General features: G+C 40.0%; 19 protein-coding genes. 13 read left to right on the top strand and 6 right to left on the bottom strand.

The genetic code is table 11. The features are described 5' to 3' along the window. Window positions 1-50: 50 nt before the first annotated feature. Window positions 51-1091 (top strand): lactonase family protein, encoded by a 1041-nt coding sequence (locus BBI08_RS01685; protein WP_065528427.1) that lies wholly within the window; start codon window positions 51-53, stop codon window positions 1089-1091. Window positions 1092-1161: 70 nt separating this feature from the next. On the opposite strand, the gene BBI08_RS01690 is transcribed toward BBI08_RS01685, so the two are convergent. Next, a complete protein-coding gene (locus tag BBI08_RS01690) occupies window positions 1162-1491 on the bottom strand; it encodes a hypothetical protein (RefSeq protein ID WP_008498622.1) in 330 nt (109 codons plus the stop codon). A 4-nt stretch (window positions 1492-1495) separates the two neighbouring features. Then, window positions 1496-2074 (bottom strand): SCO family protein, encoded by a 579-nt coding sequence (locus tag BBI08_RS01695; RefSeq protein WP_008498623.1) that lies wholly within the window; start codon window positions 2072-2074, stop codon window positions 1496-1498. Between the two features lie 237 nt (window positions 2075-2311). Here BBI08_RS01695 and glgB point away from each other — a divergent pair, with 237 nt between their 5' ends. The 8 genes from glgB (at window position 2312) to BBI08_RS01735 (ending at window position 12465) form a co-directional block, all read left to right on the top strand. Further along, window positions 2312-4177, top strand: a complete 1866-nt coding sequence (glgB, locus tag BBI08_RS01700) for a 1,4-alpha-glucan branching protein GlgB (protein ID WP_065528428.1) — start codon at window positions 2312-2314, stop codon at window positions 4175-4177. Beyond that, a complete protein-coding gene (locus BBI08_RS01705; RefSeq protein ID WP_065528429.1) occupies window positions 4170-5318 on the top strand; it encodes a glucose-1-phosphate adenylyltransferase in 1149 nt (382 codons plus the stop codon). The genes glgB and BBI08_RS01705 overlap by 8 nt, the downstream gene beginning before the upstream one ends. Then, window positions 5315-6337 (top strand): glucose-1-phosphate adenylyltransferase family protein, encoded by a 1023-nt coding sequence (locus tag BBI08_RS01710; RefSeq protein WP_008498625.1) that lies wholly within the window; start codon window positions 5315-5317, stop codon window positions 6335-6337. Before BBI08_RS01705 ends, BBI08_RS01710 begins: the two co-directional genes overlap by 4 nt. Further along, complete coding sequence (locus BBI08_RS01715) at window positions 6334-7761, top strand: glycogen synthase (protein WP_008498626.1); 1428 nt, start codon at window positions 6334-6336, stop codon at window positions 7759-7761. Before BBI08_RS01710 ends, BBI08_RS01715 begins: the two co-directional genes overlap by 4 nt. Before the next feature lie 15 nt (window positions 7762-7776). Further along, window positions 7777-10164: a glycogen/starch/alpha-glucan phosphorylase gene (locus BBI08_RS01720; RefSeq protein ID WP_065528430.1), complete on the top strand. Its 2388-nt coding sequence runs from the start codon at window positions 7777-7779 to the stop codon at window positions 10162-10164. 19 nt (window positions 10165-10183) lie between these two features. Further along, window positions 10184-10993, top strand: a complete 810-nt coding sequence (locus BBI08_RS01725) for an SDR family oxidoreductase (protein WP_008498627.1) — start codon at window positions 10184-10186, stop codon at window positions 10991-10993. A gap of 85 nt (window positions 10994-11078) precedes the next feature. After that, window positions 11079-12200 carry an MBL fold metallo-hydrolase gene (locus BBI08_RS01730; protein ID WP_008498628.1) on the top strand — a complete coding sequence of 374 codons (1122 nt, stop codon included), beginning with the start codon at window positions 11079-11081 and terminating at the stop codon, window positions 12198-12200. A gap of 4 nt (window positions 12201-12204) precedes the next feature. Continuing rightward, window positions 12205-12465 (top strand): DUF3006 domain-containing protein, encoded by a 261-nt coding sequence (locus tag BBI08_RS01735; RefSeq protein ID WP_065528431.1) that lies wholly within the window; start codon window positions 12205-12207, stop codon window positions 12463-12465. 55 nt (window positions 12466-12520) lie between these two features. On the opposite strand, the gene BBI08_RS01740 is transcribed toward BBI08_RS01735, so the two are convergent. The 4 genes from BBI08_RS01740 to BBI08_RS01755 all read right to left on the bottom strand — a co-directional run bounded on the left by BBI08_RS01740 (window position 12521) and on the right by BBI08_RS01755 (window position 15851). Next, window positions 12521-12808 carry a DUF3219 family protein gene (locus BBI08_RS01740; protein WP_008498631.1) on the bottom strand — a complete coding sequence of 96 codons (288 nt, stop codon included), beginning with the start codon at window positions 12806-12808 and terminating at the stop codon, window positions 12521-12523. After that, window positions 12809-13975, bottom strand: coding sequence for an acyl-CoA dehydrogenase family protein (locus tag BBI08_RS01745; RefSeq protein WP_008498632.1), 1167 nt, complete (start codon window positions 13973-13975; stop codon window positions 12809-12811). It lies immediately after the preceding gene. A gap of 251 nt (window positions 13976-14226) precedes the next feature. Beyond that, on the bottom strand, window positions 14227-15282 hold the full coding sequence (locus BBI08_RS01750) for a YkvI family membrane protein (protein WP_205847838.1): 1056 nt from the start codon (window positions 15280-15282) through the stop codon (window positions 14227-14229). A gap of 239 nt (window positions 15283-15521) precedes the next feature. Then, window positions 15522-15851, bottom strand: a complete 330-nt coding sequence (locus tag BBI08_RS01755) for a YflT domain-containing protein (protein ID WP_008498635.1) — start codon at window positions 15849-15851, stop codon at window positions 15522-15524. A gap of 116 nt (window positions 15852-15967) precedes the next feature. Here BBI08_RS01755 and BBI08_RS01760 point away from each other — a divergent pair, with 116 nt between their 5' ends. The 4 genes from BBI08_RS01760 to BBI08_RS01775 all read left to right on the top strand — a co-directional run bounded on the left by BBI08_RS01760 (window position 15968) and on the right by BBI08_RS01775 (window position 19300). Then, on the top strand, window positions 15968-16702 hold the full coding sequence (locus tag BBI08_RS01760) for an MBL fold metallo-hydrolase (protein ID WP_008498636.1): 735 nt from the start codon (window positions 15968-15970) through the stop codon (window positions 16700-16702). A gap of 159 nt (window positions 16703-16861) precedes the next feature. Then, window positions 16862-17506, top strand: coding sequence for an NAD(P)-dependent oxidoreductase (locus tag BBI08_RS01765; protein ID WP_008498637.1), 645 nt, complete (start codon window positions 16862-16864; stop codon window positions 17504-17506). A 162-nt stretch (window positions 17507-17668) separates the two neighbouring features. After that, entirely contained in the window at window positions 17669-17932 is a 264-nt protein-coding gene (locus BBI08_RS01770) for a hypothetical protein (RefSeq protein ID WP_008498640.1), read from the top strand. An 84-nt stretch (window positions 17933-18016) separates the two neighbouring features. Further along, window positions 18017-19300, top strand: coding sequence for a purine/pyrimidine permease (locus tag BBI08_RS01775; protein ID WP_008498641.1), 1284 nt, complete (start codon window positions 18017-18019; stop codon window positions 19298-19300). Window positions 19301-19663: the final 363 nt, after the last annotated feature.

Consider the following 19663-nt stretch of genomic DNA (forward strand, 5'->3'; position numbering starts at 1 on the left):
TCCTGAAATGTTGTTAAGTAGAAGAAGTATTTAGTCGAGGAGGTAGTTTGATGGCAACGAGTTATATATTGACAGGATCGTATGCATCCGAAAGCGAGCCAGGTATTAAACTGTGGGAATTTGAAAAGAACAACGGTAAGTTAATCGAGTTAACAAATATTGTAGGCATTGAACGTCCTTCGTTTCTCGCTGTCCATCCAAATGGTACGAGTTTTGTTGCGACAAGCGAAGTGGGGAATGGTGAGCTTGTTAGTTATTGGATTCATCCAACTACAAAAAAAATGATGGAAATCAATCGGCAATCTTCGAATGGTGATCACCCAGCTCATGTTACCATCGATGAAACGGGAAATTGGCTATTGTCCGTTACTTATTCAGGAGCAACTATTAATGTTCACCCTCTCTTGGCAGATGGAGCAATTGGTGATTTAGCGTTTTCTATAAAGCACGAAGGTTCTGGGCCAAATAAGGAAAGACAAGATGCGGCTCATCCCCATTCAATTATTCAAGTTCCAGGCAAAAATTTATTTCTGGTATCCGATTTGGGAACGGATACCATCACCACCTATAAATTAGATGCTGATAAAGGAGAGTTGACGCTTCGGTATATAGTACAAACAGAAGCAGGTGCAGGACCGCGTCATTTAAGTTTTCACCCTACAATGCCTTTCGTCTATTCAGTAAATGAACTGAATTCTACATTAATGGTCTATAAAATTAGTCATGAAGGGCAATTGGAATTTATTCAATTATTGCCGTTAGTACCAGATAGCTATGAAGGGGAAAATACGAGTGCAGAAATCGCAGTATCGAGCGATGGGAGTTTTGTATATGCATCAAATCGAGGACACGACAGTATTGCTTCTTTCGCCGTTCAAGCTAATGGAACTTTAGAAAATTTAGGATTAGCAGGATCTGGTGGAGAAGGACCAAGACACTTTGGTATTATGCCAGAAAATGATTGGTTAATTGTAACGAATGAAAATTCACATACGCTAACCGTTTTAAAGATGGGGCAGACGGGTACACCTTGCGCAGTTGAAAATATTATCCAAACGACAGCTCCTGTTTGTATCAAAGTAATTAAATAAAGGTATCATAAGACGAAAGAAACACCTAAAATCGAAGGTCTAAAACCTGACGAATTTAGGTGTTTCTTTTTTACCAATCCTTGGATTCTTTTTCAATAATGCCGAGCTCTTTCATAAGGCGCGTAAAACCACTATCGCGATTTCCTGCAAAAGCGATTTCAGTGCAAGTGGAATGGGGGGGGTAATTAAGCTCTTGAGCCTTTTCTAACGTGGCTTCTTCTAAAAAATTTGTAGCGTCAGCCTCTTCAAAACAAGAAGGTGCGATATACGTTCTGTACGTATGTTCAAGTATTACACGACTTTCCGGTGCTGGTTCATTTTCTCTTGGTAAAAAAAACAAGAGCAACAACACTGCGACAGCTAATAACAGAGCACTCATCCAAATTTCTTTCTTTTTCATAAAGTTAGTCCTCCGTCAGTAAAATTTCCACATCCGCCAGAATTTCTTCTACTGGTGGATTTAAACCTTCATAAGATTTCATAATCACACCTTCTTGGTTGACCAAGTAAAAATAAGTGCCATGAATCACTTGATCATCATTTTCAGGTTTTCTCGCTAAAGTTTGGAAATTATGCATCGCGAAATCATCAATTTCTTGTGGCGTGTAGCCTGTCAGCATGTTCCAAGTCGATAAATCTGCCCCATAATTTTCAGCATAGGATTTTAAAACTTCGGGTTTATCAAACAAAGGATCAACACTAAATGAAACAATTTGAACGTCCAACCCTTGTTCTTTTAACTGTTCTTGCAAACCTGTCATATTTGACATCATCGGCAAACAAACAGTTGTGCAATTAGTAAAGACAAAATCGGCTAGCCATACTTTGCCTTCTAAGTCGGCTAAACCAAACTCTTTATTGTTTTGGTTAGTAAATGTAAAATCGTCAATCTTCCATTCAAGCGGATCTTCAATACTCGGACTACATGCGCCCAGAAAAATGCTGAACAATACAGCTAATAATAGATTTTTATATTTTTGCAAAAACGTCAACCTCTCTTTCGATAAACGGTTACCTTCCTAAGCGTAGTGGATATTCTCTTTTCAAACAAGAGCATAAGTAGAAAGAAATGTGTAGACATTTCGAACAGATAGACTTTGAAATTTTTGAATTTAACTAAATTTTTGAATAATCAAGTATCTTAACAAGGGATTTACATATCTTTTGTAGAATTAAAAGAGACACGGCAACGGAACCGTTAAAATTCTGGAGGTGTGAAAATGAATAAATCGATAATCCAGCTTACACAGGACAAGTTGGAAGTGTTCCATGCTGGACAGATGAAAGATGCATATCGTTATTTTGGGGCGCATACATCTGCGGGTCAAACAAGTTTCACACTGTGGGTTCCAGAAGTGATTAAAGTATCAGTAGCTTATACAGAACCAGAAAGTTTAACAGAAGAGATATTCCAAATGGAGCAGCACCCTTTAGATGCGACAATTTGGCAAGTCCAAGTGCCGCGAAAGCTAACTGGATATGCCTATGAATATATCCTCGAAACGCCAGACGGAGAAATTTTGAGGAAAGCGGACCCTTATGCTCAAGCGAGTGAAAAGCGACCGGAAACCAAGTCGATCGTAGTTGAAGCCTCTAAGCATACATGGTCAAAAGCCGTATTACAGCAAAAAATACTTCAAAACAAAAATCATTTTGAAAAACCTATGGCTATATATGAACTACATATCGGAACATGGAAACGCAACGCTCAAGGTGATTTTTTGAACTACCGTGAATTGGCAGCGGAACTGATTCCCTACGTCTTGGAAATGGGCTTTACTCACATAGAAATTTTGCCGATAACAGAACATCCATTAGATGAATCTTGGGGTTATCAAACGACGGGATATTTTGCCCCAACGAGTCGTTATGGTACGAGTGATGATTTGAAATACTTTATTGCCCAGTGTGCAGAAAATAAGATCGGCTTGATATTAGATTGGATTCCAGGGCATTTCTGTGTCGACGAGCATGCTTTAGCACGATTTAACGGGAATTATTTGTATGAAAGTGAGATAGAGGACCGACGTATGAATCCGGATTGGGGCACCTTAAATTTTGATGTAACAAAAGGAGAAGTTGCGAGTTTTCTCCTATCGAGTAGTCATTACTGGCTAGAAGAATTTAAATTTGATGGCTTTCGGATGGATGCGCTAATTTGTTTGTTATTTGTTCCGAACGTAGAAGAGCGGCAACCCAATCAGCAAGGAACTGCTTTTTTACAGAAATTAACGAATAACTTAAAAGAATTTCATCCTGAAGTGATATTAATTGCAGAGGATGCCTGGAATTATCCGAAAGTGACACATGATGTTGCAAAAGGAGGAATCGGATTTCATTATAAGTGGAATTTCGGTTGGATGCGAGACACACTTGACTATATGGAAGTACAGCCCTCAAAGCGCTCTGAAGTACATGGGAAAATGAATTTTTCTTTAATGTATCAGTATGAAGAACGTTATCTTCTTGCACTTTCTCATGATGAAGTGGTAAATGGTGAAGCTTCTTTACTAAACAAACTTCCCGGAACACTCGATGAGCGATTTTTGCAACTACGATTACTGCTAGGTTTCTGGGTAGCTCATCCTGGTAAAAAATTGCTGTTTATGGGTCAAGAATTCGGTCATTTCGAAGAGTGGGAATTCAAACCCGAATTGGATTGGGCATCTTTAGAAACTGAAAATCATAAAAAAATGGCAGATTTCACAAAAAAATTATTGGCTTTTTATAAAACAGAAATGGCCTTTTTTGAATTAGATGACCATCCAGATGGCTTTTCCTGGATTGATGCGGATAATCATCGACAAAGTGTGGCTGCTTTTATCCGGAGGGGAAGAATGGAACAGGACGAATGCATCGTCGTTTGTAACTTCTCGGACCGTAATTATGAGAACTTTCAATTAGGTGTTCCGAAATACGCCGATTATGAAAAGATTTTTACCACAAGCGATAGTGACCAGAAACTCATTGTTGATGCGGTAGATGAACCGAGCGATGACTTACCATATTCTATCCGAATGAATTTGCCTGCATTTACGATGAGTATATGGAAACAAAAAAGAATGGGAGTGAAGCATAATGAATAACAAAGTAGTTGCGATGCTTTTAGCAGGCGGACAAGGAAGTCGATTAAAATCATTAACATACACAATAGCTAAACCAGCACTTCCGTTTGGAGGGAAGTACCGAATTATCGACTTTCCTTTATCCAATTGTACCAATTCAGGAATCGATACCGTCGGCGTTTTGACACAATATCAGCCGCATGTTCTGCATTCCTATATAGGACTTGGCACGCCGTGGGATTTAGATCGACGCAATGGCGGAGTAACGATGCTTCCTCCTTTCGCAGAAATAGATGGGAATAAATGGTACGCAGGAACTGCAAGCGCAATTTATCAAAATATCACTTTTCTTCAGTCATGTGATCCGGAGTATGTATTGATTCTATCTGGTGATCACATTTACAAAATGGACTATGAAGTATTAGTTGATTACCACAAAGAACATGATGCAGATGTAACCATTTCGGTACTAGAAGTGCCATGGGAAGAAGCGAGTCGGTTTGGAGTTATTAACGTCGATGATGACATGAAAGTTTTGGAGTTTGACGAGAAACCAGAAAATCCAAAAAGCAATTTAGCTTCAATGGGTGTTTATGTATTTACATGGAAAAAACTAAAAGAATATTTGGAAGCAGATAATGTGATTGAAGCATCGTCCCATGACTTTGGGAAAGACATTCTTCCGGCGATGATGGAAAATGGCGAAAAAATGATTGCTTATCCATTTAAAGGATATTGGAAAGACGTAGGAACTGTTGATAGCTTCTGGGAAGCGAACATGGATTTGCTTGATTTGAATTCGGGCTTAAACTTGCATGATTCCGGCTGGCGTATTTATTCGTCAAATCCACAGCTTCCTCCGCAATTCATTAACAAAACGGGTAACGTACAATCCTCTATGGTAAACGAGGGATGTGTAATTTCTGGGGAAGTGACAAAATCTATTATCTTCCAAAAAGTAGTCATTGAAGAAAATACTCAAATTTCGGAAAGTGTCATCATGAGTGGGGCGACTATTCATAAAGGTGCCAAACTTCACCGTGCTATTGTCCCGCCTAAATTTGAAGTACCAGAAGGGTTCGAGATTATTGGTCAGCAAGACGAAGTGGTTCTCTTAACAGACGAAGAAGTAGAAAAATGGAAGGAGCGTGGCGAACAATGAATTTACTTGCGGTAGTAGATGCTTCTATAAAAAAAGAAGGATTACAAGATTTAACGATGAAAAGAACTGTTTCGTCTGTTCCTTTCGCAGGACGTTATCGACTAATCGATTTTGTATTATCGAACCTTGTCAATTCAGGGGTTAGTACGGTTGGCGTATTTCCATCCTACCCGCTTGCTTCTCTATTAGATCATATTGGTGTAGGCAAGAGTTGGGATTTAGATAGAAGAAAGAATGGATTGTATTTTCTTCCAGTTACACAGCGCGATGGCGGAATATCGAGTGTGGGAGCATTTGCAGGATTAGAAGAGCACTTGCAATTTTTCACAAAAAGCATTCAACCTTACGTAATCGTTACGAATAGTTTTGTCGTTACCCAACTAGACTATAAAGACATGCTAGAAAAGCATATCAAATCAGGGGCAGACTTCACGGAAGCTGTTAGTAAAGGCGTCCAATTAAAAACGTATATTTTATCCAAAGATCTGTTAGTCGAGCTACTTCGAAGCTATGTAGATAAACAAGTGGTAAGTGTTGAAGATGTCGTTAACTTGAAGAAAAGTCCTTATACATTTAACGAATACGAATACGAGGGCTATTTTGCCGTTATCGATTCGATTCAAAGCTACTTTGAGGCTTCATTGGATTTACTAAATGAAGATAAAAGAGAGCAACTGTTTCTTGCAGATCGACCGATTTTCACAAAAGTAAAAGATGAACCGCCAACACGTTATGTCAGTGGTTCTCATGTCGAGCGTGCACTAATCGCGAACGGCAGCACAATTATGGGAACAGTAACTGATAGTCTTATTAGTCGGGGAGTTTATATTAAAAAAGGTGCACATGTAGAAAATTGCATTATCATGCAAAAAAGTACAGTTGAAGAAAATTGTGACTTAGCTTATGTAATTGCTGATAAAGAGGTATATATCGGCGAAGGGGTACTGTTACATGGGACTCCTGAGCGACCGATTGTTTTACGTAAAGGGGCGAGTGTGTCGAAGGAGGATTTACGATGAAAATTGTAATGGCAGCAGCAGAATGTGCACCTTTTGCAAAAGCTGGTGGATTAGCTGATGTACTTGGAGCATTACCAAAAGAGCTTAGCAGATTAGGCCATGAAATCACTGTGATTATACCGAAATATAGTTTGATAGCTGATAAATATGTGTCAGAATTTGTTCTCAAAGAAACGATGGAACTGTTTTTTAAAGGGCAACAAAAAACCTTTCGAGTTTTTGAATATGAACAAGCTGGTGTGAACTACCTCTTTATGGAATATGATGATTATTTTAAACGAGACCAGATTTATGGACAGTCAGATGACGCGGAACGTTATGCCTTTTTTAACCGGACAGTTCTTGAGATTGTTCAGCAGCGCAGCTTAGAGCCAGATATCATTCATGTTCATGATTGGCATACGGCTGCAATTCTGCTCTTATTGAAGGAAGATTCGCGTTACGAATCTATTAAGTCAGCAAAAGCCGTTTTAACCATTCACAATTTGCAATTCCAAGGCAAGTACTCGAAAAAAACATTTTTAGAAAACTTCGAAATGGATGCCCGTTATTACGACGAAGGTCTGGTAGAGTGGGATGGTAATTTCAATTCGTTAAAGACTGGTATTTTCTATGCAGATAAAGTAACGACTGTTAGTCCTACTTACCGAGATGAAATTCTAACCGATTTTTATGGAGAAAAGTTGAATAGCTTTCTGCAGGAAAAAGAGCAGGATTTAATCGGGATTTTAAACGGTATCGATTTAGAAGTTTATAATCCTGCTGCGGATTTATCTATTGTACGGGAATTTGATGTAATGAGCATGGAAGGAAAGCAAGTTAACAAGCGGGCAATTCAGTTGAAAGCGGGGCTGCCAGAGCGAGGGGATGTCCCGTTGTTGACGATGATTTCGAGATTGTCAGGACAAAAAGGTATTGATGTTTTACAAGAAGTGCTTCCAGATTTACTATCAAATGAAGACGTCCAATTTGTGTTATTGGGATCTGGAGAAGAACAGTACGAGACATTTTTTAAAGAACTAGATATTGATTTTCCAGGACAAGTTTCAATCAATATAGGCTTTGATGAAGCGTTTGCTCATTTACTGTATGCAGGAGCGGATATCTTCTTAATGCCTTCTCATTTCGAACCTTGTGGATTAAGTCAGTTAATCTCAATGCGATATGGAACTGTTCCTGTAGCCAATAAAACTGGAGGACTAAAAGATACGGTACTAGAGTACGATGAGGATTTGAAGTCAGGTAATGGATTTTTAAGTGATTTTTCAAAGGACAGCTCCTTTGATCTTGCTCTACAGCGATGCCTAACTTTTTACCAACAGTCTGATCATTGGGAAGCTATTAAGAAAAACGGCATGAAAGGTGATTATTCTTGGTCGCGTTCTGCGGCAGAATACGCTGAACTTTATGAATCGCTAATTTAAAGGGGCGTGCCAATTATGTTTTCTTCCAAAGAAGAGTTTAAGAAAACTTTTACCGATCGAATAGAATCGAAAGGAACCGAAAAAAGTCTGGAACTTGCTCATGAAATTTTGTGGGAAATGACTAATGATTGGATTCAAGAAAGTTGGAAACGTACAAATCAATTGTACGAAGAAAATCATGAAAAACAATTATATTATATCTCTATTGAATTTTTAATTGGGCGAGTACTTGGGCAAAACCTTATAAATTTAAACTTTTATAATCTTGTCAAAGAAGGTCTTGATGAACTGGGAATTGAGCTTTCTGAAATAGAAGAACTTGAAATCGAACCAGGTCTCGGAAATGGTGGTTTGGGAAGATTAGCGGCTTGCTTTATGGATTCTCTTGCCTCATTGGAATTACCTGGGCATGGCTATGGCTTGCGTTATAGAGGCGGCTTGTTTACACAGCATTTTGTAAACGGTAACCAGACAGAGCAACCTACAAATTGGATTAAAGATAAGAATAATGTAGATACTCGTAGAGAAGACCTAGCAGTGGACATTCCTTATTATGGAGAAGTTCAATTAGTTATGGGGCTTGATGGAATGCGGACAAAAATAGAAAATCCAGAATGGGTAAAGGCGGTACCATATGATATACCAATTGTTGGAGCAAATGGTGGTACGGTAAATACACTTCGATTATGGCAAGCGGAAGTTTCCAATCGTTCATCTTCGGTTGGTAAAGAGTACGCAGTTTATGAACGTGAGACAGCGCATATTACAGACCGGCTTTATCCTGATGATTCTCTAGAAACGGGGAAAATATTGCGCTTGAAACAGCAGTATTTGCTTTGTAGTGCCTCTCTTCAAAATATTATAAGCAATCATAAATCTTCTTTAGAAAAACTACCAGAAAGTATTGCCATTCAAATAAATGATACGCATCCAGCTTTAGCTGTTCCCGAATTAATGCGAATTTTAATCGATGATTTTTCTTGGGATTGGGAGAGAGCGTGGGATGTCACAACGCGTACTATTTCCTATACAAATCATACGATTTTGGAAGAAGCTATGGAAAAGTGGGACAGTCATTTAATTCAATCATTATTGCCTAGAATCTTTCTAATCATTGAAGAAATTGATCGGCGTTTTAAAGAGAGTTTGCAAAATCAAGGAAAAGATGATGAAACTCTTCGCAAATTGTCCATCATTGAAGATGGGGTTATTAAGATGGCAGTGTTAGCGGTAGTAGGAAGCTACAGAGTAAATGGTGTAGCAAAGTTGCATACGGAGATTTTAAAGAAACGTGAAATGAAAGAATTGAACGAGCAATTTCCAAACAAGTTTCACAACAAAACCAATGGAATTACACACCGAAGATGGTTAATCAAAGCGAACCAAGAGTTGTCAGGGTTGGTGACAGAAGCGATTGGTTCACAGTGGATGAAGGAACCTGAACGTTTGAGTGAACTGCATTATTTCTCTCAAAACCAAAGCTTTCTTCAAAACTTCCAAGAAATTAAAAGCTTGAAAAAAGAGCAGTTAATTCACCATCTTCAGCGAGATCAAAATATTATTGTGGATCCATCTTCTATTTTTGATATTCACATTAAACGATTTCATGGTTATAAGCGGCAGTTGATGAATATTTTGCATATCCAAATGCTATACGACCGGATCAAACGAGATTCTACTTACCGACCATATCCCCGAACTTTCTTTTTTGGAGGGAAAGCTGCGCCAAGTTATCACTTTGCAAAACAAGTGATTAAAATGATTAATACAGTAGCAACGAAAGTGAATAACGATCCTTTAGCAAGACAGCATTTGCATATTGTTTTTGTTGAAAATTACAATGTGACACAAGCGGAATACTTAATTCCTGCGGCTGATGTGAGTGAACAAATATCCACGGCTTCTAAAGAAGCTTCAGGGACTGGGAATATGAAATTTATGATGAACGGTGCGCTGACAATTGGCACTTTTGACGGTGCAAATGTTGAGATATTTGAACAAGTTGGTCAAGAGAACGCATTTGTCTTCGGAATGCGAGCAGAGCAAGTGATGGACTATGAAAAAAATCATTCCTATAATCCGAAAGAAATAATTGAATCGGATGTAGAAATCGAGAAGTTAATGGAAGAACTGGTTAAAGGCGACTGGACAGAAGGAAAAGCGAATGCTGATTTTATTGTGGGGCAGCTGTTACACGAAGGAGATCCTTATTTTGTATTAAAAGATCTTCAGAGTTATGCAAAAGCACACGAGAAAATTTTAGATGCCTATGAAAATCCGATTAAGTGGGCAGAAATGGGTGTTGAAAACATTGCCGCTTCAGGTATTTTCTCAAGTGATCGTACCATTCAGCAATATTCAGACGATGTTTGGCATTTAACGAAAGTTCCCAGTATATATTAGAAGTTGAAAGGGTGGCAATATGGCAAATCACGAATTTGATAATACCGACTTAACAGACTATAAAGCGAGTGGTGCGTTAGTTGGTAAAGTCGCAATCGTCACAGGTGCCAGCAGTGGCATCGGGCAGGCTGTAGCAATAGCTTATGCAAAAGAAGGTGCGAGAGTCGTCATTGGGTATCTTGGAGATGACGAAGGTGCTCAAAAAACCATTGATTTGATTGAAGATTATGGTGGTGAGGCTAAAGCGTTAAGTGGCGATTTGGGAAAGTCGGAGAATTGTGATGCACTCGTACAATTCGCTTTAGCGGAATTTGGCCAAATAGATATCGTGGTCAATAACGCCGGTTACCAATATCCCCAAACGTCCCCACTCGATATTACTGACGAGCAACTTTTAAAAACATTTGAGATCAAAGCGTTTGCTATGTTTTATTTGACGAGAGCGGCACTTCCTCATTTGAAAAAAGGTTCACGAATCATCAATACGGCATCTATTAATGCATATCGTGGCCATTCAGATTTGATTGATTATTCTGGGGCGAATGGTGCGATGGTAGCTATGACACGCTCGTTGGCACGTCGCTTGGTACGAGAGGAAATTGCGGTAAATGGTATCGCGCCAGGGCCCATTTGGACGCCGCTCATTACTAAAACTTTTGGTGATTTAAATCCGAATGTTGGAGATGATTTTGGTGAAGATGTGCCAGCAGGACGTCCAGGTCAACCTTATGAGCTCGTGAAAGCCTATGTGTTTTTAGCAGATCCACAAAATTCGTATATGACAGGGCAATTTCTGCATATGAACGGCGGAGACTATATGTCTACTTAATCAAAGCAGTCCAAGGTCATTCTTGGTCTGCTTTTTCATATGTTCTTGTGTATGGTAAAATTCACTGAAGAACGGGAGTGAGTTTTTGAAAAAGATTGCATGGATCTTCCTACTGATAACCTTTAGTTTAGGGTTGCTGACAGCTTGTAAGGACATAGCTGAGCAACCAAAAGAAGAAAGCAAAGACAATCAAAAAGACCAAGAAAAGTCAGAACAGCCAATGGTCATCGAAAATGGCGAAGAAGTCATGCGTGTCCATTATATCGATGTGGGTCAAGGGGATTCCACATTGTTGGAAGTTGAAGGGTTTTCAATATTAATTGATGCAGGAAATTGGAAATCAACTGAAGTTATCGATTACTTAAAGCAGCAAGGGATTAAGAATCTTGATATTGTTGTCGGGACTCATCCAGATGCTGATCATATTGGGCAGCTGGCACAGGTGATTGGGGAATTTGATGTTGGTGAAGTATGGATGTCTGGCAATTCAAGTAGCTCTGCAACGTTCACAAATGCGTTGCAGGCAATCGAAGCGAGTGACACAGAATATGTGGAACCGCGAACGGGCGATGTTTTTGATGTCGGTTCTCTTCAAATCGAAGTGCTGCATCCGAGCGAAATCACCGGTTCCCCTAACGAAGAATCCGTATCATTGAAAATGACATATGGAGATGTCGGATTTATCTTTACTGGAGATGCAGGGGTTAAAGATGAACAAGAAATGATTGATACAGGCATTGATCTCAATGCGGAAATCCTACATCTAGGGCATCACGGTTCTAACACATCAACAAGTTTGGCATTTCTAAAGGCCGTGACTCCTGAAATTGCGATTTATAGTGCTGGAGCTGATAATTCGTATGGGCACCCGCATGCAGAAGTAATTGCAGCTGTGGAAAATACAGGAGCGGAAGTGTATGGAACAGATGTAAATGGCACGATTGTAGTGGAAACAGACGGAAAGGCGTTTAACGTTAACACGCAACAAGAAGGTGTGCCTACAGAAGGACAGAATCGATGCATTGATATAAACATTGCATCCTCAGCAGAATTACAGGAGATTTCAGGAATAGGCGAAACGTATGCAAAAGCGATTATCGATAAGCGGCCATTTGAAAATATAGAACAATTAATCGATATTAAAGGAATTGGGCAAGGCACGCTAGATGCTATTCAAGAACAGGGCCTAGCTTGCATAGGAGGGTAATAGGATGAAAGGGATTTTGGACCGTATTGAAGATGACCTATATGCAGTCATTTTAGTAGAAGAAGAAAGACTTGAATTGATCTTACCTGCCAACCGATTGCCAGCAGGGAGTAAAGTCAATTCCTGGTTTACCATTTATGCAGAAAACGGTCAGTTAGCAGTCACATTAGACGACGAAACATCCTTCATAAGAGAAAAGCAGACTGAAGAATTGATGGCAAGACTAAGAAAAAAGAAAAAAGGTAGCCGCTTTAAGCGGAAGTAGAAGAAATCCAGATTCTCTTATGAGGATCTGGATTTCTTCACTTTCTGATTCCTAATTAGTTTTCTTCAATCAATTCTAAATGGTAATCAGCTATTTGATTGGGTTTGTACAAATCTGTAATCGATGTGGAATAATCGGAAATGGACGCTTGAAATTCTGCCTCTAGAGACGGTATGCGGATTCGGAAAGACATTTTATACAAAAGTGTAGCAATGTCGTGGTACTCTTTGCTCGTCACTTTAAAGTCGAAAGAGATTTTTCGTTTATGCTGTTCATTCGTTTCTTCTTTAAAGTTAGAAGCGTGTATCTCGGTATTATCAATCCAAACGATTGTTTTCGTCACTTATTTCACCTCGGTTTCCAATTGTTGAGTGAATTGCTGGATTGCTTGTGCAGCCAATTGGCTTTTAACCATATCTTCCATAGGTGGGTTGTAAAGGCCAGCACGGACATTTAGGTAATGGCGGTGCATCGGATTGGCTTCTGATAGCGCACGAGATCCGACAATTTTCATCGCTTTGTCTACTATCTCCATGGCGGCATGGGTTATGGCTATTTTAGTTATATTTAAAGCTTCATCCATTTCTGCTTTATTGTCTGTTAAATTGTAACGTTCTACAGTGCCATATAAAAGATGCCGAGCGGTGGCCAACTGTAGTTCCATTTCACCGATCGTTTGTTGGATAGCAGGTGTCTCGGCAATAGGTTTTCCAAGTGATGCTGGCTTGTAGTTAGCTGCAAACTCCACTGCATAAGCTCTTGCAGCGGCAGCAATTCCGATATAACAAGCAGGAATATGAAGCAGCCAGCCTTTAGCGGGAGCTGTAACTCCTGAACGTTTCAGCGTATAGGTTTTGGGAATCCGAACATGATCGAGTAGTAAAGTATGGCTGGCGGTGCCTCTCATCGCTAGCATATCCCATGTTTCGTCTATTGAAACGCCGTCCAGTTGACGTGGAATGACGACTGTGATGACTTCATCATTTTCCGTAGTTGCCGTTACAAAAATATAATCGAGTGCAGGTGCCATGGAAGTGTAGGTTTTTTGCCCGGTGACAATATATGAGTCACCGTCGCTAACGACCGTGGTTCGAGGCAATGCGCCTCTAGCAGGGCTACCAGCATTAGCTTCTGTTGCAGCAGTATTAATGAATGCGCCATTTACAATTTCGGTCATTAGCCAATCTGCAGGTTCTTCAAGCCAATGGTGATTTTCAGTGTATTCCAAAATAATGCCAACATGCCATCCGATTGATAGAGCGGTCGCTCCAGAACCTTCCGCTATCGCTTCTTGTGCTAATACGTATTCATATAGTCCAAACCCTTGCCCGCCGTGTTCTTTAGGAAGGGTCAAGGTATGATAATTCATTTTTTTCAAATCGTTGATGTTTTCGAAAGGGAAAGAGCCACGCTCATCCAGTTCTGGCTCACGGGATTGGAAAAGCGGTTGCAAGGAACGAATTTGATCGATTAGTAGTTGTTGTTGAGGTGTTTTGATAAATTGATTCATAAACTAGACTCCTTCTGTCTTAAGGCTGTCGGAGCTATGTGGCTGCCTCCGCATTTGTTGTTGTCTAGCTCCGGCAGCCAGATTCTCGGGGTCATAAGTCACACCGACTGTACGGCTGAAAACATGCCGTTTCGCCAGTGTGTCTTATGCCCGTCGAATCTACATGGCTGCCTCCGCTTTTCTTTTTACCGTACCATAAAAAAGCCGTCAAAGCAGTAGATCAGGCTTTGACGGCTGGAGAAGGTATTTAGTTAGTTAAGGTTCTTTTTATGAGGTTTTCGGATGTCGGCAACGATTAAAGCTCCGACGAGAAATAGGCCGAGATAACCAATGGTCGGATAAAAAAGACTGACCAGGTTTTTAAACCCTAAAAAGCTCAGTATATAGGCGACAAACACAACAGCAGTAATGAAAATTCGAGATTTTGTTGTACCCATTACCACAAAGCGCGCCGAGAATGAAAAGAGCATGCTGACTGCGGTATTGTAAATCATACCGAAAAGAATGAAAGACATAAAAATACCGAGAATAGGTGAAAGGTTATCGGCAATTAGTAGCAATGGCATTGCTGAGCTGCCGACAACATCGACTTGTGAGAAAATCGCCAAATGACTCAAGATGATAAGGCCACCTAGAATGAGACCACCGATCAAGCCACCGCGTGCTGCAACTTTTTCGTCTTTTTCAGTTCCGCCCATTACAATTGCCATTGAAGCTCCGACGGCAATATTAAACGATACATAATTAATAGCAGATAAGAACCAGTTTGGCAAAGCCGAATCTTGATCGTTTGCAATTGGGTCTAATGATGCGAAAGTGGCATCCATCGTCCACAGACTGTAGGCGGCTAGACCGATAACGGCAATGATTAAAAATGGCGTGATGCTGCCGATGATGGCGATTACTTTTTTTACGTTTAACATAATCGTCAAAGCAACTAAAATCGCCATGACTGTACTGCCAAGGGGAGCTGGTAAATTGAATTGCTGTGAGAAAATTGAACCTGCGCCCGCGATCATAACAACGCCTACGCCAAATAAAGTTAGGATAATTATGTAATCAACGATAGAACCAATTACTTTTCCACTGATTCCAAAAATGGCTTCTTTATGTGACGTTGTTTTCATCCGGCTTCCAAGCCGAGTTAAACTCATTCCTAAATAGGCAAATAAAGCGGTTGCAAGAATTGCTGCAACGGTTCCCATATAGCCGAAGCTTGTAAAGTATTGGAGAATTTCTTGGCCAGAAGCAAATCCGGCTCCGACGATGATGCCAACAAAGGCACTACCCATTCTTAAACTTTTCATGATGTTCCTCCTAGATGCTGTTAGTGCATGGGTAAGTTTTTTAAAATTTGTAAAATTCTTATTTAAATATAACAAAAGAAGTGAAGCAGTACAATTGAAAAAGCAGTAGTAATATAAATAGTTTGGTGAATTTAAGGATTAGAGTACGTGAAATTAAATAGTTAAGAATAATGAAAGATGGCCTGAGAAGTACACAAAAAAGCATCGCCAGTTTCAACTGGCGATGCTTGAACAAACAACTAGTTTAAATCTTTGTTTGCGATAATAACTAATTTTCCTTTATCAAGCTCTTCTTCGTACTCTGCTGCTTCTTGTGTAGATAAACCAGCTGCTTCCATTTTAGCGCGTAATTCGTCGCCTCGTGAAACAGTCATGTTTTTCATGCTGTCTAAAAAGCCTTGTTCTTTCATGCCTACTTCTTCTGTGTGCAATGCTTTTGAAATATCTTTTCCACGTTTTTTATCATGTGCAAAAATGTAGATATCATCGTGCGTATAGCCTTGTGTTTCTAATTTCTCAATTTCCGATTTGGCTTGAAGTGCGTTTTCGACTGTCATTTTCAAAGTCAATGTAATCCCTCCAATTAATTTCTTATTACTATGCATACCACAGCGGATTAAAGCTTAAACAAAAAGTGTCTAATAATCAGTTATACTAAAGAAAAGTGAAGTGAGGAGTGGTTATTTTGAAGATTATTCCGATAGGTGTCTGGGGAGGTTATCCCAATAAAAATGAAGCGACTTCCGCATTTTTAATCGAACAAGATGGTTTTCGTTGTTTAGTGGATTGTGGCAGTGGTGTATTAGGAGCTGTTCAAAATTATACGGAATTACGTGAGTTAAATGCGGTAATCATCAGTCATTACCATCCGGATCATGTCGCTGATATTGGTGTGTTGCAGCATGCTGCCATGGTTGGTATGCAATTGAAAGAGTGGAATACGCCACTACACATCTATGCGCATGATAAAGATCTAGAAGAATTTAACAAGCTTTCTTATAAAGGCGTTACAGAAGGTCGTGCGATACAAGCTTCAGAAACACTGGAGCTTGGACCGTGGCAAGTTACTTTTTGTGAAACGATTCACCCTGTCTATTGTTTGGCTATGAGATTTACTGCAAATGGTCAGACGGTTGTATTTACTGCAGATACCGCTTGGAAAGATGAATTGGTCGACTTTTCACGGGGAGCGAATCTTTTAGTCGCAGAGTCGAATCTATACGAAAAATATATTGGTATTATTGGGGGCCACATGAGTGGTAGCCAAGCAGGGAAACTTGCCGAACAGTCTGGAGCTAAGCAATTACTGTTGACACACCTTCCGCAATACGGCGAGTTAAATGAAATTTTAGAATCTGCAAAATCTACTTACACCGGTGAAGTCGAGTTTGCGGTAATTGGCAAGACCTACCACATTTGATGTTGCAGATATAAGCAGATAGTTTGTATACCTAATAGGTTCATTCTATTCTTTAAGTAACTGGTAAGAAAATTGAAGAAAACGCTGCTGTTTATTTACTTAGGAGAAAACTGATTCTTTTATTGTCTGTCTAGAGAAAAAAGACTGGAGGAGAATAAGATGAAAATAGGGATTATCGGGGCAACAGGAAAAGCGGGTAATTTGATATTAAAAGAAGCGCTAAGAAGGCGCCATGAAGTAACTGCGATTATTAGAGATTCACAAAAAGCAGAAAATCTAAATGTGCCGATTATCGAAAAAGATGTTTTTAGTTTAACGGCGGAAGATTTAGCTCCATTTGAAGTGGTCGTCAATGCATTTGGTGTACCACCTGAAAAAGCTGGACAACATATTGAAGCAGGTAAAATTTTAATTGATGCACTTAAAGGTGCACCAAATACTCGCTTGATCGTAGTCGGGGGTGCTGGCAGTTTATTTGTGGATGAAGCACGAACAACTCGTCTAGCAGAAACCCCAGAGTTTCCTGAAGCATTCAAATCAATTGCTAATGGTCAAGCGCAAAATTTAGCTGATTTGGAAAGAGCAGAAGGAATTCGCTGGACATTTTTGAGCCCGGCAGCATTTTTCGATCCAAAAGGTCACCGTACAGGTCGTTATCAAAAAGGCGATGATGGGTTTATCGTCAATAGTAAAGGCAAGAGTTATATTAGTTATGCTGATTACGCCATTGCGCTTGTCGATGAAATCGAAAGTGGGGAGCATCAAAATAGACGGTTTACCGTTGTTTCTGAAAATCATCTATAGTTTAAAAAAGCCGGTTTCTAAGAAAGCCGGCTTTTTCTATTCGTAAAGTGATCGACTATTGAAAACCATCTGCCATGAAATGTTCACGTTCCTCAATTAAACAACGACTTGAATCATGTATAATAAGATGAAACTTGAGGTTTAAAGGTGGGAATCAACACAATGGATTTTTTATATTTTCCTGAAGACAAATCGGAATACATCCCTGGGATTATTTCTGTCGTAATTATATTCATATTGTCCGTACTGATTGTCTGGTTATTAGTTAAAGCTTCACGTAAGCAAGTTAAAAGTTTAGAAGAGCAAGGTTATCCCGTTGTTTATAAAGACGGTTTTGACGAAGGCCAGACAGAAGAAATCTTAGAACCGCAAAAAGCAGCAGATTACGCAAACGAGAAGAAAACACGTGAGAAAAAAGAGACCTGACAGCTGTCAGGTCTCTTTTTTGGTTCTTTCACTAGGTGTATACTGGAATCACTTGATAAAAATGAAGAGATGGGGGCATTGTTTATGAAGAATATCTTTGGCGGAGTGCAATGGGCGGTTTTTCTAATTGCTTCTTCCATCGCAGCACCAATCGCAATTGCCAGTATTTTTGGCATGGATACAACGGATACCGCTCTCTTCTTACAACGCACGATGTTTGTTTTAGGAATTGCTTGTTTAGTACAAGCCTTTATCGGACACCGTATGCCGATTAATGAAGGACCGGCCGGCTTATGGTGGGGAATATTTATTGTTTACGCTGGATTAGTCGGCATTATGTATGCAACTATGGAAGAATCTCTTCAAGCCTTGCAAAGCGGGTTATTATACAGTGGCGTGTTGTTTATCGTGTTTGCCTATACAGGTCTCGTTGATAAGCTAAAAGTTTTGTTTACCCCAACTATCACTTTTGTTTATCTTTTGTTATTGGTCCTTCAAATCAGTGAGTCGATTATTGCAGGTTTATTGGGCATCGTAACAGAAGGAGATCCAGTAGATGTCACGGTCTTGCTAGGTAGTATAATGGTTATCTTATTAACTTTCTTTTTCATGAATCATAAAATGCCATGGATTAGCCGTTACTCGGTATTGTTTGCAATTGCCACAGGTTGGTTCATTTTCTGGATTCTTGGCAAATTACCAGAAACTGCAGAGAGCACAGGTGCATTAATATCCTTGCCAGAGATGCTCGTTTTTGGGCCATTAATCTGGGACAGTGGCATGTTTGTAACTGCCTTGTTTTTAACGATTTTGTTGCTTGCGAATATGATGGCATCGATTCGCGTTATGGAAAGTGTACTAAAGAATTCCTTTTCGATTCATGCGCCTGACCGAGTTAAACAAGCATCAGCAGCCTCGGGTATTAATCATATTGTAGCAGGATTGTTTTCTTCTATCGGACCCGTGCCGATTTCAGGAGCGGCTGGATTTGTTAGTGCGACTAGAACACCTACGCTTAGACCTTTTATTTTCGGAGGCATGCTAGTAGTGTTGATTAGTTTTTTTCCGACACTCATGGCAATTCTTGCTTCTCTTCCAGCTCCGGTAGCCTATGCTGTTATCTTTGCGGTATTTACCAAAATGGTTGAGATGGCTTTTGTTGAATTGGAAAATGAAAAAGATAGGCTACATTCTTATAAAGTGGCAGCTTTCGGATTGATGAGTGGAGTTGGTATTATGTTTGTTTCCCCAGAAAGCATGGCCAACTTGCCATCGGTTGTCGCAGCGACATTATCAAATGGATTGATCACCGGAACCATTATTGCGATTTTTGTAGAACAGTTATTGTTGCGGAAAAAGACAACATAACAAAAGCCGGACGCGAGTAGTAAATGCATCCGGCTTTTGTTATTTATCTAGCTCAAGCGGCCAGTCCCTCGGGGTCTTAAGTCAGCCCACTACGGAAATCGGGATTTCCTGCATGTTCTGCCTTAAGCCTGTCGGGACTATACAGCCGCTTACGCTTTTCTTATTGTCTAGGCTCCAGCGGCTAGCTCTTTGGGTCATAAGCCATTTTGGCTGTGCGGCAAAGAACACCGCTTCGCCAATCTGCCTTATGCCCGGCAGAGCTACACAGCCGCTTACGCTTTTCTATTTGTCTAGCTCCAGCGGCTAGTCCCTCGGGGTCTTAAGTCATCCCACTACGGAAATCAGGATTTCCTGCGTGCTCTG

The organism is Planococcus halocryophilus (assembly GCF_001687585.2).
In the GTDB taxonomy this organism is placed as follows: Bacteria; Bacillota; Bacilli; order Bacillales_A; family Planococcaceae; genus Planococcus; species Planococcus halocryophilus.

What these genes read in the sequence shown, in the direction of transcription:
- BBI08_RS01685 (WP_065528427.1), top strand. Translation starts at nt 51, where the DNA reads ATGGCAACGAGTTATATATTGACAGGATCGTATGCATCCGAAAGCGAG.
- BBI08_RS01690 (WP_008498622.1), bottom strand. Translation starts at nt 1,491, where the DNA reads ATGAAAAAGAAAGAAATTTGGATGAGTGCTCTGTTATTAGCTGTCGCA.
- glgB (WP_065528428.1), top strand. Translation starts at nt 2,312, where the DNA reads ATGAATAAATCGATAATCCAGCTTACACAGGACAAGTTGGAAGTGTTC.
- BBI08_RS01705 (WP_065528429.1), top strand. Translation starts at nt 4,170, where the DNA reads ATGAATAACAAAGTAGTTGCGATGCTTTTAGCAGGCGGACAAGGAAGT.
- BBI08_RS01710 (WP_008498625.1), top strand. Translation starts at nt 5,315, where the DNA reads ATGAATTTACTTGCGGTAGTAGATGCTTCTATAAAAAAAGAAGGATTA.
- BBI08_RS01715 (WP_008498626.1), top strand. Translation starts at nt 6,334, where the DNA reads ATGAAAATTGTAATGGCAGCAGCAGAATGTGCACCTTTTGCAAAAGCT.
- BBI08_RS01720 (WP_065528430.1), top strand. Translation starts at nt 7,777, where the DNA reads ATGTTTTCTTCCAAAGAAGAGTTTAAGAAAACTTTTACCGATCGAATA.
- BBI08_RS01725 (WP_008498627.1), top strand. Translation starts at nt 10,184, where the DNA reads ATGGCAAATCACGAATTTGATAATACCGACTTAACAGACTATAAAGCG.
- BBI08_RS01735 (WP_065528431.1), top strand. Translation starts at nt 12,205, where the DNA reads ATGAAAGGGATTTTGGACCGTATTGAAGATGACCTATATGCAGTCATT.
- BBI08_RS01745 (WP_008498632.1), bottom strand. Translation starts at nt 13,975, where the DNA reads ATGAATCAATTTATCAAAACACCTCAACAACAACTACTAATCGATCAA.
- BBI08_RS01750 (WP_205847838.1), bottom strand. Translation starts at nt 15,282, where the DNA reads ATGAAAAGTTTAAGAATGGGTAGTGCCTTTGTTGGCATCATCGTCGGA.
- BBI08_RS01765 (WP_008498637.1), top strand. Translation starts at nt 16,862, where the DNA reads ATGAAAATAGGGATTATCGGGGCAACAGGAAAAGCGGGTAATTTGATA.
- BBI08_RS01770 (WP_008498640.1), top strand. Translation starts at nt 17,669, where the DNA reads ATGGATTTTTTATATTTTCCTGAAGACAAATCGGAATACATCCCTGGG.
- BBI08_RS01775 (WP_008498641.1), top strand. Translation starts at nt 18,017, where the DNA reads ATGAAGAATATCTTTGGCGGAGTGCAATGGGCGGTTTTTCTAATTGCT.